This is a genomic window from Azoarcus sp. PA01 (assembly GCA_001274695.2).
Lineage (GTDB): Bacteria > Pseudomonadota > Gammaproteobacteria > Burkholderiales > Rhodocyclaceae > Aromatoleum.
Window position 1 is genome coordinate 988754 of the sequence record LARU01000002.1, and the last position, 14846, is coordinate 1003599.

General features: G+C 66.0%; 13 protein-coding genes. 7 read left to right on the forward strand and 6 right to left on the reverse strand.

Features of this window, described 5'->3' with window-relative positions; all coding sequences use genetic code 11:
* Window positions 1–104 precede the first annotated feature (104 nt).
* Window positions 105–1148 (forward strand): type IV pilus twitching motility protein PilT, encoded by a 1044-nt coding sequence (locus PA01_05660; protein KON81165.1) that lies wholly within the window; start codon window positions 105–107, stop codon window positions 1146–1148.
* A gap of 141 nt (window positions 1149–1289) precedes the next feature.
* Window positions 1290–2423 (forward strand): PilT/PilU family type 4a pilus ATPase, encoded by a 1134-nt coding sequence (locus PA01_05665; GenBank protein KON81166.1) that lies wholly within the window; start codon window positions 1290–1292, stop codon window positions 2421–2423.
* A gap of 37 nt (window positions 2424–2460) precedes the next feature.
* On the opposite strand, the gene PA01_05670 is transcribed toward PA01_05665, so the two are convergent.
* From PA01_05670 to PA01_05680, 3 genes are all read right to left on the reverse strand, one after another.
* Window positions 2461–3621, reverse strand: a complete 1161-nt coding sequence (locus PA01_05670; GenBank protein ID KON81167.1) for a THUMP domain-containing protein — start codon at window positions 3619–3621, stop codon at window positions 2461–2463.
* Between the two features lie 106 nt (window positions 3622–3727).
* Window positions 3728–4147: a CopD family protein gene (locus PA01_05675; GenBank protein ID KON81168.1), complete on the reverse strand. Its 420-nt coding sequence runs from the start codon at window positions 4145–4147 to the stop codon at window positions 3728–3730.
* Window positions 4147–5034 carry an SDR family oxidoreductase gene (locus PA01_05680; GenBank protein KON81169.1) on the reverse strand — a complete coding sequence of 296 codons (888 nt, stop codon included), beginning with the start codon at window positions 5032–5034 and terminating at the stop codon, window positions 4147–4149. Before PA01_05680 ends, PA01_05675 begins: the two co-directional genes overlap by 1 nt.
* Before the next feature lie 21 nt (window positions 5035–5055).
* Between PA01_05680 and PA01_05685 the strand changes: the two genes are divergently transcribed.
* Both PA01_05685 and PA01_05690 read left to right on the forward strand, forming a co-directional pair.
* Window positions 5056–6081, forward strand: coding sequence for a CDP-6-deoxy-delta-3,4-glucoseen reductase (locus tag PA01_05685; GenBank protein ID KON81170.1), 1026 nt, complete (start codon window positions 5056–5058; stop codon window positions 6079–6081).
* 4 nt (window positions 6082–6085) lie between these two features.
* The gene (locus PA01_05690) at window positions 6086–7222 is read left to right on the forward strand and encodes an HDOD domain-containing protein (GenBank protein ID KON81171.1); all 1137 of its coding nucleotides are present in this window, start codon (window positions 6086–6088) and stop codon (window positions 7220–7222) included.
* 105 nt (window positions 7223–7327) lie between these two features.
* Here the strand turns inward: PA01_05690 and PA01_05695 are convergent, their stop codons facing one another.
* The gene (locus PA01_05695; protein ID KON81172.1) at window positions 7328–8410 is read right to left on the reverse strand and encodes an IS630 family transposase; all 1083 of its coding nucleotides are present in this window, start codon (window positions 8408–8410) and stop codon (window positions 7328–7330) included.
* A gap of 122 nt (window positions 8411–8532) precedes the next feature.
* Between PA01_05695 and PA01_05700 the strand changes: the two genes are divergently transcribed.
* Both PA01_05700 and PA01_05705 read left to right on the forward strand, forming a co-directional pair.
* Window positions 8533–10524, forward strand: a complete 1992-nt coding sequence (locus tag PA01_05700) for an ATP-binding protein (GenBank protein ID KAI5913045.1) — start codon at window positions 8533–8535, stop codon at window positions 10522–10524.
* A gap of 51 nt (window positions 10525–10575) precedes the next feature.
* Window positions 10576–12738 carry an EAL domain-containing protein gene (locus PA01_05705; GenBank protein KON81173.1) on the forward strand — a complete coding sequence of 721 codons (2163 nt, stop codon included), beginning with the start codon at window positions 10576–10578 and terminating at the stop codon, window positions 12736–12738.
* A gap of 76 nt (window positions 12739–12814) precedes the next feature.
* Here the strand turns inward: PA01_05705 and PA01_05710 are convergent, their stop codons facing one another.
* Window positions 12815–13123 (reverse strand): c-type cytochrome, encoded by a 309-nt coding sequence (locus tag PA01_05710; GenBank protein ID KON81174.1) that lies wholly within the window; start codon window positions 13121–13123, stop codon window positions 12815–12817.
* A gap of 406 nt (window positions 13124–13529) precedes the next feature.
* Here PA01_05710 and PA01_05715 point away from each other — a divergent pair, with 406 nt between their 5' ends.
* Window positions 13530–13883: a hypothetical protein gene (locus PA01_05715; GenBank protein KON81175.1), complete on the forward strand. Its 354-nt coding sequence runs from the start codon at window positions 13530–13532 to the stop codon at window positions 13881–13883.
* Between the two features lie 48 nt (window positions 13884–13931).
* Here the strand turns inward: PA01_05715 and queF are convergent, their stop codons facing one another.
* Window positions 13932–14783 (reverse strand): NADPH-dependent 7-cyano-7-deazaguanine reductase QueF, encoded by an 852-nt coding sequence (queF, locus tag PA01_05720; GenBank protein KON81176.1) that lies wholly within the window; start codon window positions 14781–14783, stop codon window positions 13932–13934.
* Window positions 14784–14846 lie beyond the last annotated feature (63 nt).

Sequence of the window (14846 nt, forward strand, 5' to 3'; positions counted from 1 at the left end):
ATAGCGGCGGATTTCGGCCGTGGATCAGGCGAGCGAGTATAGCATCGCGACCGGGACGCCCCCGCGCCCCGCAATCCGCCCGGTCAACCTCAAGCGACAATCCCATGGACATCACCGAACTGCTTGCCTTCGCGGTCAAGAACAAGGCATCCGACCTGCATCTGTCGTCCGGGCTGCCGCCGATGATCCGGGTGCATGGCGACGTGCGGCGCATCAACCTGCCGCCGATGGAGCACAAGGACGTGCACTCGATGGTGTACGACATCATGAACGACGGCCAGCGCAAGCAGTTCGAGGAAGTGCTCGAATGCGACTTCTCGTTCGCGGTGCCGAACCTCGCGCGCTTCCGCGTCAATGCGTTCAACCAGAACCGCGGCGCCTCGGCGGTGTTCCGGACGATTCCGACGAAAGTGCTGAGCCTCGAGGAGCTCGACGCGCCGAAGATCTTCAAGGAGATCGCCAAGCAGCCGCGCGGCATCGTATTGGTGACCGGCCCGACCGGCTCGGGCAAATCGACGACGCTTGCCGCGATGGTCGATTACGTCAACGAGAACGACTACGGCCACATCCTGACGATCGAGGACCCGATCGAATTCGTGCACGAATCGAAGCGCTGCCTGATCAACCAGCGCGAAGTCGCCCGCGACACGCTGTCGTTCAACAACGCGCTGCGCTCGGCGCTGCGCGAGGACCCGGACGTGATTCTCGTCGGCGAGCTGCGCGACCTCGAGACGATCCGTCTCGCCCTGACCGGCGCCGAAACCGGCCACCTCGTGTTCGGCACGCTGCACACCTCGTCGGCGGCGAAGACCGTCGACCGGATCGTCGACGTTTTTCCGGCCGCCGAGAAGGACATGGTGCGCGCGATGCTGTCGGAGTCGCTGCGCGCGGTGATCTCGCAGACGCTGCTGAAAACCAAGGACGGCCAGGGCCGCGTCGCGGCGCACGAGATCATGATCGGCACGCCGGCGATCCGCAACCTGATCCGCGAGAACAAGATCGCGCAGATGTACTCGGCGATCCAGACCGGCCAGGCGGTCGGCATGCAGACGCTCGACCAGAACCTCATGGACCTCGTGCGGCGCAACGTCGTGTCGGTCGGCGAAGCCAGGGTGCGCGCGCAGAACAAGGACAATTTCGCCGGGTAATTTTCTTTCGCCCGGTGAATTTCGTCGGATAATTGCGGCCGGATTCGCCGCGCGCCGCAGTTCCCCTGTTTCACCCCGAGGGGCGGCGGCAGTCGGGCGACGCGGCCTCACAGCCGACACTTTTTCCGCGGGAGCGCAGCAATGGAACGCGATCAGGCCCTGAAGTTCATGCACGACCTGCTGCGGCTGATGGTGCAGAAAAACGGCTCGGACCTCTTCATCACCGCGGGTTTTCCGCCGGCCATCAAGGTGGACGGGCGCGTCACGCCGCAGTCCAACCAGACGCTGACGGCGCAGCACACGACCGAACTCGCGCGCGCGATCATGAACGACCGCCAGGCGGCCGAGTTCGAGTCGACGAAGGAGTGCAACTTCGCGATCTCGCCGCCGGGCGTCGGGCGCTTTCGCGCGAACGCGTTCATCCAGCAGGGCAAAGTCGGGCTGGTGCTGCGCACGATCGCGCAGACGATCCCGAACTTCGACGAGCTGGGCATGCCGCGCGTGCTGCGCGACATCGCAATGGCCAAGCGCGGGCTGGTGATTTTCGTCGGCGGCACCGGCACCGGCAAGACGACGTCGCTCGCAGCGATGGTCGACTTCCGCAACGAGCACTCGTACGGGCACATCATCACCGTCGAGGACCCGATCGAATACGTGCATCAGCACAAGAACTGCATCGTCACGCAGCGCGAGATCGGCATCGACACCGACAACTGGGAAGCGGCGCTGAAGAACACGCTGCGCCAGGCACCCGACGTGATCCTGATGGGCGAAATCCGCGACCGCGAGACGATGGACTACGCGATCGCGTTCGCCGAAACCGGGCACCTGTGCCTCGCGACGCTGCACGCGAACAGCGCGAACCAAGCGATCGACCGCATCATCAACTTCTTCCCCGAAGACCGTCGTCCGCAGCTCTTGATGGACCTGTCGCTGAACCTGCGCGCGCTGATCTCGCAGCGCCTGCTGCCGCTCAAGGAGCGCAAGGGCCGCGTGCCGGCGGTCGAAGTGCTGCTGAATTCACCGCTGATCGCCGACCTGATTTTCAAGGGCGAAGTCCCGGGCATCAAGGAAGTCATGAAGCGCTCGCGCGAACTCGGCATGCAGACGTTCGACCAGAGCCTGTTCGACCTCTACGAGGAAGAGCGCATCAGCTACGAGGACGCGCTGCGCAATGCCGACTCGGTCAACGACCTGCGCCTGCAGATCAAGCTCAACAGCAGGCACGGCGACAAGGACCTGGTGTCCGGCATCCAGCACCTCGACATCGTGTGAAGCATCCTCGCGCCGCCGCCCCGGCGGTCCGACGCGCCTACTCGCCGGCCGCCGGCTTGCGCCGCATGCTGCCGGCGACCATTCGGTATTCGAACAGCCGGCACTCGAGCGCACCGTTGAAGAGCGGCGTGCGCTTGCTCGCCTTGAGCCCGATCAGCTTGGGCAGCGCCGGGTCGGCGGTGAGGAAATAGCAGCGCCAGCCGCTCCAGCGCTGCTTCAACGCGTCGCCGAACTGCGGATACAGCGCCGCCAGCTCTTCGGCCTCGCCGATGCGCACGCCGTAAGGCGGATTGGTCACCAGCACGCCCGACTCCGCCGGCGGGTCGAGCTTGAGGAAATCGGCGCGGTCGAGGACGACGCAGTCAGCGAGCCCCGCCGACTGCAGATTGACGCGCGCGCGCCGCACCTGCTCGCCGACGATGTCGGAACCGTAGATCTTCAGCCGCCGCGGCGGCTGGCGACGCGCTTCGGCCGCCTGGCGGATGCTCGCCCAGGCCGCGCGATCGAGATGGCGGAAGCGCTCGAACGCAAAATCGCGCCCGAGGCCAGGCGCGATATCGAGCGCGATCTGCGCCGCCTCGATGAGGAAAGTGCCGCTGCCGCACATCGGATCGAGCAGCGCTTCGCCGGGCTGCCACCCGGACAGCCGCAGGATGCCGGCGGCGAGGTTTTCCTTCAGCGGCGCTTCGACGGCAGCCGGCTTGAAGCCGCGCTTGTACAGTGGCTCGCCGGAAGTATCGAGATACAGCGTGACGCGGTCGCGCGTCAGGAACGCATGGATGCGGATCGCGGGGTTCGCGGTATCGACGCTCGGGCGCTTGCCGGTCACGGTGCGGAAGTGATCGCACACCGCGTCCTTGATGCGCAGCGTGATGAATTCGAGGCTTTTCAGCGGCGACTGCTTGGCCGTGACATGGATGCGGATCGTGTCATCGACGGTGAACCACTTCGCCCAGGTCACGCCGTAGGCGAGGCGATAGATGTCGTCCTCGCTCTGGTAGCGGCCTTCGGCGAGGCGCCACATGACGCGGGTCGCGAGCCGGCTCTCGAGATTGGCGCGGTAGCACACGCGCCAGTCGCCGGAAAAACCGACTCCGCCGTGCGTCGGTGCAATCGACGCGGCGCCGAGCGTCGCGAGTTCCTCGGCGAGCGTCGGCTCGAGGCCGCGCGGACAGGGGGAAAAAAAGGATTCGGACATAGCGGGGACCACGATCGGAAAAAAACAGCATCGGAAAGGAGGCGGTGCCTCGGAGAGGCGCGGCGGCAAAGCGATCGTGCGACCGCGTCGCCGTCGGCAGGGTACGTCAGAACGGCTTCAACACTGCGAGAAAGACCACCGCGAACAGCACCAGCACCGGCACTTCGTTGAACACCCTGAACCAGACATGGCTGCGGGTGTTGCGCCCGGCAGCGAAATCGCGCATCAGCCGGCCACAGTAAAGGTGGTAGCCGATCAGGAAAACCACCAGCAGCGTCTTCGCGTGCAGCCAGCCGGCGTTGCCGAAACGGTCGCCGAAGCCGAACCACAGCCAGAAGCCGAGCACGACCGCGAGGATGCCGAGCGGCGTCATGAAGCGATAAAGCTTGTATTCCATCAGCGCGAGGCGCTCGCGCGTCGCTCCATCCTCGACCATCGCATGGTTCACGAACAGGCGCGGCAGATAGAACAGCCCTGCGAACCAGCTGACGACGAACGTGATGTGCAGCGCCTTGACCACCAGCATCAAATGTTTCCTCCGCGAGTCTTGAGTGCCGCGGCGAACCCTTCGCGCACGGTCGGGTATTTCAGGCGGGCGCGCAATTCACGCCGGATGCGCTCGTTCGACAAACGGCGCGACTCCGACAGGAACGACAGCGCCATCGGCGAGAGCGTCGCGGCGATGTCGGCCCGGCTCATGCGCGGCGGCCGCGGAACGCCAAAAAAATCCGCCGCGAAGTCGAAATAATCTCCCATTTTCATGCTCGTATCATCGACGGCGTTATACACCCGGCCCGGTCGCGCGCGAAAGATCGCGAGACAGGCGAGCTGCGCGAGGTCGTCGGCATGAATGTGGTTGGTATGGACGTCCTGGGCGGTGAGCAGCACCGGCTCGCCGCGCTGCAGACGCGCGAGCGGCAGGCGGTCGGCAGCGTAAATGCCCGGCGCGCGCAGGATGCTGACCGCGACTGCGCAGCGGCGGCCGAAATCCCTCACGCGGCGCTCGGCGTCGACGCGGCGTCGGGCGCGATCGGTGCGCGGCACGCAAGGACTCGCCTCGCTGACCCACGCGCCGCCGCAGTCGCCATAGACGCCCGTCGTACTAATGTATATGACCCGCTGTGGTAGACTCGGCCGCTGCGCCAGCGCTGCCAGCAGTGCGGCGGTACGCGGATCCCGGACGCCGCGAGCCGGAGGCGGGGCGAAATGCAGGACCACGTCGGCGATCCCGGCCAGGCGTGCGAGGCTGCGCCGGTCGTCGAGGTCCGCGGGCAATGGGATCGCGCCACGTGAGCGCAGCGCCGCGCATGAGGCAGCGCTGCGCGTCACGGCATACACGCGGAAGCGTTTCGCCAGCCACGGAATCGCCCGCATGGCAACGTCACCGCTGCCGACGATCAATATTCTCTTCATGTTTTGATTATCTCACGCCCGATGCCGTTCCAGATTTCACTCGAGCCTGACGGACAGCGCTTCACTGCCGAAGACGACCAGACGATTCTCGACGCCGCGTTCGCGGCCGGCCTGCTGCTTCCGCACGGCTGCCGGGACGGCGCGTGCGGCGCCTGCAAGGGCCGCGTGCTCAGCGGCGAAGTCGACATCGGCGAAGTTTCGGCGAGCGCGCTGTCCGACGCGGAGCGCGCTGCCGGCCTCGCGCTGTTCTGCCGCGCCCGCGCCCGCAGCGACCTCGTCCTCGAAGCGCGCAACGTGCGGCGCGCCGGCGACATCCCGGTCAGGAAGCTGCTCTGTCGCGTGCAGCGCCTGCGCCGCGTCGCTCACGACGTGATGATCGTCGAGGTGAAGCTGCCGGCCAGCGAGACGTTCCGCTTCCATGCCGGCCAGTACATCGACTTCATCCTCGCCGGCGGCGGCCGCCGCAGCTTCTCGATCGCCAATGCGCCGGACGACGCCGATCACCTCGAACTGCACGTTCGCCACGTGCCCGGCGGACAGTTCACCGACCACGTGTTCAACGCGATGAAAGAGCGCGACATCCTGCGCTTCGAAGGCCCGCTCGGCAGCTTCGGTCTGCGCGAGGACTCCACCGGGCCGGCGCTGCTGATCGCGGGCGGCACCGGGTTCGCGCCGATCAAGAGCATCGTCGAGCACGCGATCCGCACCGGACAAGGGCGGCCGATGACGTTGTACTGGGGGGCGCGCGACCGCGCCGGCCTTTACCTCGACGAGCTCGCGCGCTCCTGGGAATCGCTGCTGCCCGGTTTCCGCTATGTACCGGTCCTCTCGGAGCCGGGCGCGGGCGATGCGTGGAGCGGGCGGACGGGCCTCGTCCACCACGCCGCAATGCGGGACCTCCCCGACCTTTCCGCCCATGAAGTCTATGCCTGCGGCGCTCCGGCGATGATCGACGCGGCGCGCCGGGATCTGGTCGCCGAGCGTCGCCTGCGCGCAGAGGCTTTTTTCTCCGACGCCTTCACCTTTGCTTCCGACGCGGGCCGCTGAAACGATGGCCGAGACCGCCTTTCTCACGCGCGAACCGGTCGTCAACCGCAACCGGGCGATCACTGCGAACCGCCTGATCGCCCATGGCCCGAACATCGGCGCCGTCGTGGAAATGCTCAACGGACTCGGCGAGATGTGGCCGACTCATCACCCGGTTTTCCTCTGCCTCGGCAAGCTCGTGCCGACGCCGGAGCTGATGAAGTGGCAGGCGCCGACGAACGCGATGATCGAGATCCCGGTGCAGGCCCTCGCCCATCCGCAGACCCAGGCCCTGCTGCCGCAGCTGCGCGAAGCGGGGGTAAGCGTATGCCTGAGCTGGTTCGCGCCGGGAACGCCCGTGCCGGCCGGCTACGACTGGCGCTTCGTCCTGATGGACAGCAGGAAGCATCAGCTGCCGTCGGGTGCGCCCGGCATTGCCCTCGCGTGGGGGCTGCCGAATGTGGAGGCCTTCGGGCAGGCTATCCAGGCAGGCTACGACGGCGCCTCCGGCTGGTTCTTCCTGCACGGCAACCAGCCGCCGAAGCAGCTGTCGCCAGCGCACGCGCAGCTCGTCCGGCTGATCGGGCTGGTGCGCAACAACGCCGAGCTCCGCGAGATCGAGGCCGTGCTGCGCCAAGACGTCGCGGTTTCCTACAAGCTGTTGCGCTACATCAACTCCGCCGGATTCGGGCTGATGTGCGAGATCCAGTCCTTCCGCCATGCGGTCAGCATTCTGGGCTACGCGAACCTGCACAAATGGCTGTCGTTGCTGCTGGTCACCGCGAACCGCGATCCGGGGGCGCCCGCGATGATGCAGACATCGATTTCGCGCGGCCGCTTCATGGAGGAGATCGGCATGTCGTTCTTCGACAAGTCCGAGCGTGACAACCTGTTCATCACGGGCGCATTTTCGCTGCTCGACGTGATGCTCGGGACGTCGATGCAGGGCCTGCTCGAAGAGATGAGCCTTCCCGCTGCCGTCAGCGACGCGCTGCTTCTGGATCAGGGCCCCTATGCACCTTTCCTGCAGCTGGCGAAAAAGTGTGAAAGTTTCGACCCGGCGGCGTTGCAGCAGCAAGCGGCGGAACTGCAGATCGCTCCGGAGCAGATCAACCGCGCGCTCGTCCGCGCACTGGGCTTCGCAGACAGCCTGCAGGCCTGATAGGGGCCGGCGGACGGCCCGATCGGCCGCGTCCGGAGATGCAATATTTGTCAGGCGGTGTCGTTGCCGCAGGCATTCGGTCACATCGCGCGCAGCGCGTCGCCCCTAGTGTGCTGAGTTAGAAATTCGCATACAAAATCGTTCAAGGCTGGCGAGGATGTCGTCAGTTGATTTGGTCCATGCGAAGGGTTTGGGATCATCGTTGTAGCGAGCAAGGTAGTCGCGGATGGCCTGCTCGAGTTGGCGGGTGGAACGGTGGGTGCCGCGACGAATCTGTTTTTCGGTGAGCTCGGCAAACCAGCGTTCGACCTGGTTGATCCAGGAGGCCGAGGTCGGGGTGAAATGGACGTGGAAACGCGGATGACGGGCAAACCAACTCCTGACCTTTGGCGTCTTGTGCGTGCCGTAGTTGTCCATCACCAGATGGATGTCCAGACCGGCTGGGACGTTGGCTTCGATGGTGCGCAGAAAGGCCAGAAACTCGCGGCTGCGGTGGCGTCGGTGCAGTTCCCCGATGACTTCTCCGGTGGCGACATCGAGCGCCGCAAACAAAGTCGTTGTGCCGTGGCGCATATAGTCATGCGTTCGCCGTTCGGGAAGTCCCGGCGCCAGCGGCAGGATCGGCTGGGTGCGGTCGAGCGCCTGGATCTGGCTCTTCTCATCGACGCACAACACCATCGCCTTGACCGGGGGATCCAGATACAACCCGACGATGTCGCGGACCTTGTCGACGAACAGCGGATCGGTCGAGAGCTTGAATGTTTCCTGCCGGTGCGGTTGCAGGCCGAAGGCGCGCCAGATGCGGCTGACCGCCGTCTGCGACATCCCCATCTCGCGCGCCATGCTGCGCGTACTCCAATGGGTGGCATTCTTCGGCACCGTTTCGAGCGTCTTGGCAATCACCGCATCGACACGGGTATCGTCGATCGTACGCGGCGCCCCCGAGCGCGGGGCATCGAGCAGGCCATCGAGCCGATTCGCGTCAAAGCGGTTGCGCCATTTCGATACCATCTGCTGCGACACCGACAAGCGTTGCGCGACAACCTTGCTGTCGACACCCGTCGCACACTCGAGAACGATCCGCGAGCGCAATGCGAGCGCCTGCGCGGTCTTACGCCGACGCGTCCAGGCTTCAAGCTGCTCGCGCTCGCTCTCGTTCAGCACGATCTCCACCTTCGGTCTGCCCATCGCTGCCTCCTGTCGCCAATCGTACGGCATGAGAGACCAGCGGATGAGCTAGTTGTTCAACAAATTTTTAACTCAGGACACTAGAATGCGCCATCGTCCCGACAAAAGCGCCCGGTCACCCGATGACGGTCCTGTCCGAGCAACGCCTCTTCCCGTTTCGTTCTTTCGCCCCGCTCGCCGAGCACCGGGAGCGTGCGCTGCGGCTGCTCGCTCCCGATGCGCCCGACTGGGACGAGCTCGCGTCGCTGATCCTGCGTGACCCGGCCCTGCTCTGTTCGATTTTCGTCGCTGCCCCGCTGCCGCCGCGGCAGCGCCTCGCCTCGACGCTGCGCCTCGAACTCTCGCAGCGGCTGCAGGTCCTCGGCGCCAGCGTGCTGCGCGCGTGGCTGCTGCAGCTCGCGTGGAACGCGGCTCCGCTCGAGCACGCGGTCCGCCTGCGCTCGGGCCAAGCCTTGATCGTGGCCGAATGCGCGCTCCATCTCGCGCTGGAAACCCGTTACGCGTATCCGGACGAAGCCTATCTCGCCGGTTTGTGGCACCCGTTCGGCTCGACGGTCGTCCAGCGCTGCGGGCTCGCCGGCCCGCTTGCCGACGCGCTGGCATTCGACCATCCGCTGGAAGAAGCTGCCCGGTCCGCCCATCCGCTGGTGCCCTTGCTGCACACGGCGCGCCGGCTCGCCGGCGAGGGCTGGGAGCACGAGCTGCCCGGCCTCGCGCAGAAGTGCGGGCTGAGCGTCGAAGCGCTGCTGAGCCTGCGCACCGACGTCGGTTTCCTCGTGCGGCAGTCCTCGATCCCGCCCGCGCTGAGCGACGGGACCGCCGAGGAATCGCGTGACGAGACAGGCGGCGCCGCGCCGCGTGTTGCCTGGCCCGCAGCGTCTTGCGGATCGGGTCTTGATCCGATGCTCGACACGGCGCTGTCGGCACTCCTGCGCACCGCCTTCATCGACCTCGACCCGCCGCGCGTCACGGAGCGCCTTACCCTGGCGCTTCGCCTGCTGTGCGGAAACGATGCGGATCCAATGTTCGTGGTCGCTGCCGACGAGCACGGCATCCTCCAGGCGCTGCCGCTGGGCGCAGGGCACGATATTGCGCAACCGTACGGCGAATTGGGGCTGCGCCTCGAGGACGAAACCAGCATCATCGCGCTGACGGCCCGCACGGCGAACCCTTCGTCATGTTTCCTGCGCCCCGGCATCCCTCTGCGAAGCGTCCCCGACTGGCATATCGTGCGCTGGCTCGGCCGCGAAGGGATTCGCTGCATGCCGCTGGAATTGAAGGACGGCACAGGCGTCGCCGTCATCGCGGCCGACGAGCTCAACCCGCTGCCGCCCGCCGCCGCGCGCGTCGTGGCCGCCCTCGCGAGCGCTGCGGCGCGGGCGCTGCGCGATCTCGACCGGCGGCGCAGCGCGCGCGCCGAAACCGAAGAACGCATCGAGGCGCATCATCGCGAACATGTCCGGCGCATCGTCCACGAAGCGCGCAGTCCGCTGACCGTCATCAAGAGCTATCTTGGCCTCGTCGCCCAGCACCATCCGGATGCGCCGGGGCTCGCCGGAAAAATGGATGCGCTGCACGGCGAGATTGACCGCATCACCGAGCTTCTGGAGCGCGCAGCCCGCACTCCCGTTGCCGAACCCGAACCCGCACGCTGCCGCGTCCCCGAGCTGCTGCAGGAACTCCACGGCCTGTACGGCGAATCCCTGTTCGCGCGGCGCGGCATCCATTTCGAGGTGCGCGCCGCAGCCGCTGTGCCTGCCGCCGCGATCCCGGGTTCGGCACTGCGCCAGGTGCTGTTGAACCTGTTCCGCAATGCGGCCGAGGCCCTCCACCCGGGAGGCCGCTTCTCGGTCGCCGTCCCCGGCCAGCTGCTTGCGAACGGCAGGCAATGCCTGGAAATCCGCCTGATCGACAACGGCCCCGGCCTGCCCGCGGAACGGCTCGCGGATCTTTTCAGTCCGCGCCCGAGCGGCAAGGGCAGCGGACACGACGGCATCGGTCTGTCGATCGTCCAGGAAATCCTCCAGCAATGGCACGGCCTGATTCTTTGCCGCAGCCAGGCCGGGAGCGGCACGAGCTTCCAATTGCTGTTACCTCTGGATACAAACGCCTGAACTGAGGCATTATTGTCCGTCCAGCGAATGCATTGATCAGAGCGGAGAACCATGGCTATTCCGGCAGAAGAGCCTTTCTATGACAGTGCATCCGACGCTCGGACGGATTGCGCCTCGGCGCGCATCCTCGTCGTCGATGATGACGCACCGCTGCGGCGCACCCTGCCGCATCTGCTCGCAAGCGAAGGGCGCAGCTTCGACGATTGCGCGAGCGTCGCCGAAACGATCGTCCGGCTGCACGACACGCAGTACGACCTGATCCTGCTCGACTACCGCCTGCCCGACGGCACCGGTCTTGCCGTGCTCGACTGGCTCGCGAGCCGTCGCCGCAGCGAAGCCGTGATCATGATTTCCGGCGAGGATGCGATCGACGCCGCGATCGGCGCGCTGCGACGCGGGGCGGACGACTTCGTGCGCAAGCCCTACCATGTCGCGCAGCTGCAGCGCGCCGTGCAGGGCGCGCTGCACAAGACGGCGCTGGAGCGCGCGAATCAGGCGATGAGCCGGCGCCTGCGCGCCTCGGAGCGACTGCACCGCTATCTCGTCGAGAGTTCGCCGGACCTGATCTTCACCCTCGATACCGCCGGGCGCTTCAGTTACCTCAACCCGCGCGTCGAAGAGCTCCTCGGATTCGAGCGCGACCAGCTGATCGGCACTCCGTTCCTGTCGCTCGTGATGCCGGACGACGCGGAGCGCATCGAACGCCTGCTGGAGGCGGAACAAAAAGGCGCCGGCGCCGCGTTTTCCGTCGAGCTGCGGCTGCGCCGCCCGAGGCCCGCAACGGCCGGATGCGTCACCGTGGCGCTGCAGGCCACGCCGATGCTCGCCGCGACCGCCGACCGGCGCTCCTGCGGGCTCTACGGCGTCGCACGCGACATTTCCGAGCGCAAGCGCGCCGAAGAGATCATCACTTTTCAGGCCTATCACGACCAGCTCACCCAGTTGCCGAACCGCGTGCTGTTCAAGGACCGGCTCGAGCTGGCGATCGTCCAGGCGCAGCGCCAGCGCAGCATGCTCGCCGTGATGTTCATCGACGTCGACCGCTTCAAGCTCGTCAACGACAGCTACGGCCACGCCGAGGGCGACGCGTTGCTGCGCGGCATCGCAGGGCGCCTGGCGGCGGCGCTACGGCGCGGCGACACGCTGGCGCGCCTCGGCGGCGACGAGTTCACCGTCCTGCTTCCGGACATCGGCCACGCCCGCGATGCCGAAACTGCCGCGCGCAAGATCCTCGCGGCGCTCGACACCCCGTTCACGCTCGGGCACGGCGAGTTCCGCGCGACGGCAAGTGTCGGCGTCGCGCTCTATCCGCGCGACGGCGGGACTGCCGAAGCGCTGACACAGCACGCCGACATCGCGATGTATCAGGTCAAGCGCTCGGGGAAGAACGGTTTCCGGTTTTTCGACCCGGAACTCAACCACGACCACCATGACCGGATCACGCTCGAGAACGATCTGCGCGCGGCAGTCGACCAAGCGCAATTGCAGCTTTACTTCCAGCCGCAGGTCAGCCTTTCGCAACAACGGGTCGTCGGCACCGAGGCGCTGTTGCGCTGGAACCGTCCGGCCCATGGTTTCGTCGCCCCCGACCTGTTCATCCCGCTCGCCGAGGAACTCGGCCTGATCGGCGAAATCAGCCGCTGGGTGCTGGATGCGGCCTGCGGACAACTGGCGCAGTGGCGACAGGCAGGGTTTGCCGACCTGAAGATGTCACTCAATCTGTCGACGCACGATTTCGAGCGTGAGGACATCGTCTCCGCAGTCATCGAGTGCCTGCAACGGCACGACATCCCGCCCGGCCGTCTCGACCTCGAAATCACCGAAAGCATGATGATGCAGGATACGGCGCTCGTCGCACACAAGGTGCGGCAACTGCGCGACGCCGGCCTCGGCATCGCGATCGACGATTTCGGCACCGGTTATTCGGCGCTTGGATATCTGCAGAAAATCCCCGTCAGCACGCTGAAGATCGACCGCAGCTTCGTGCGCGACCTCGACGGACCGGTGACGAACCCGATCATCTCGGCCATCACCGGGATTGCGCGCGGTTTCGGGCTGCAATTGATCGCCGAAGGCATCGAACGCCCGGCGCAGGCCGAAACGCTCCGCGCCCTCGGATGCGACGTGATGCAGGGCTTCTACTATTCGCGTCCCACGCCGCCGAATGAAACCATTGCGTGGATGACGACGCCGCCCGCGCGTTTGCTGAACTGAAGCCGCCGGGCACGGTCGCGTCGAACGGGCCAAAAAAAAAGCCAGCACGCGGCTGGCTCTTTCGATAGGGCGCCGATTACTTCTGCGACATCACCCAGGTGGCGAGCAGCTTGGCCTCGTCGGCGCTGACTTGCGGATTTGCCGGCATCGGCACCGGGCCCCACACGCCCGAACCGCCTTTCTGGATCTTTTCGGCCAGCTTGGCGACCGCGTCGGCCTGACCGGCGTATTTCTTCGCCACGTCCTGGTACGAAGGGCCGACCAGCTTCTTGTCGACCGCATGACAGGCGAGGCAGTTCTTGGCCTTGGCAAGTTCAGCGGAGGCGAACGCCGGAGCGGCGGACAGCAGGCCCGCGGCAACCGCGGCGGCAACGAACAGTTTCATGCTCTTTTCCTCATCAGGGGTGGTGTAAAAAGGTCGCCGGATATTAAACCAGCGACCCGGATTTGACTACGATGCAACACGGTTGCGCGATCTCGGTTCAAGTCTCGCCCGCGCGCTTTATCCGAGCCCAAGCAATCAACGCCGCAGTACCGGTTTGCGTTGACGTCGACTTTCCTGCTCCGGGATGCAGGGCCTGCGTCGCAGCCCGCCCGCCGGCGAATGTTCTCCTCTGGCCGGAACTGTTCGACGCGTGAAACGCTCCCCAGCATAAGGCCGGCTCGTGACCGAGGAGGAGATACGTGTCCGGCGAGAATATCAGCAGTGGCCCGGCCGAAACGCGCGAACGCAGCGATCTCGAGAGAGGCGGCGGTACGGCCTGTTGCGGCCAGCGACGAAGGGGCGAGCGATGAGTATTGGCAACGAGCAATCGGATTTCCCCCGACCCGGCGAGCCCTTGTGGCGTCTGGTCTACCGTTTCCTGTGGCCGTTCCAGTATTTTCGCGACGTCACGCGTGGCAGCCGCGTCGAGCGCCAGCAGAACTACCGCCACAACCGGGCGATGCGCGTGTATCTGCCCGGCTTCATCATGAAATGGGTGATCCTGACGGGACTGTGCTACAGCGCCGGGAGTGCGTTGTGTCACGTCGGCGCGGACGTGCTCGCGGCCGGCTGCTTCGTCGTCGCGTGCTGGGCGCTGATCGTCGTCGTGCTGCTCGGTGTCGACTGGCTGTGGCTCGGGCGCTTCACCGATCTGTATTAGCAGCGAGCGCTGCGCTGCGGCATCGCGCGGCGGCGAAAGGGAGCGGGTTTATTGCCGCACTTCGGCGACATTGTCGAATTGCGTGAAGTGCCCGGTCGAGCGGAACGGGTTGATATCGAGCCCGCCGCGCCGCGTGTAGCGCGCCCACACCGCAAGATGCCGCGGCGCACAGCGGCGCAGCACATCACAGAAGATCCGTTCGACACATTGCTCGTGGAACTCGTTGTGGCTGCGGAACGAGACGATGTAACGCAGCAGCCCGGCACGGTCGATCGGCGCACCGATGTAGCGCACGACGACCGTCCCCCAGTCCGGCTGGCCGGTGACGAGACAGTTCGATTTCAGCAGATGCGAATAGAGCGTCTCGCTGACTTCATCGGCGGCGGTGTCGGCTTGCAGGAAAGCGGCGTCGGTCTGATAAGTGTCGATCTCGATGTCGATCTCGTCGAGCAACACACCGTGCGGGTAGCCGAAAACACGCGTCGGCCGGCGCGACAGGACCTCGATCGACACCGCGACCGGCGCCCCGGCGGCGGCGGACAGGTCGCGCGTCAGCGTGTCGTGCACGAGCGCGGGATCGACGAATCGGTGCTGGTTGAACGAGTTCAGGTAGAGCTTGAGCGATTTCGACTCGATCAGGCGCGGGGACGTGACCGGAACGCGAAACGTGCCGAGCGCGGCAACCGGCTTGCCGCGCGAGTTCAGCCACGACAGTTCGTATGCATTCCACAGGTCCTCGCCGGTGAACGGCAGCGTGTCGGGCGCGATACCCAGTTCGTCGCGCTTGATCTGCCGCGCGATCGGAAACAGGAGCTCCGGGGCGTAGGCGTCACGATAGACGACGGACCGGCCCAACGGCGACGCCTCGGCGCCGTGGTCGTGCGTATCGGAAGTACTCATGCCGGCGATTGTAAGGGAATTGCCTCTTTCCGGAACCGCTACCTGAATGGCGAGTGCCGATAG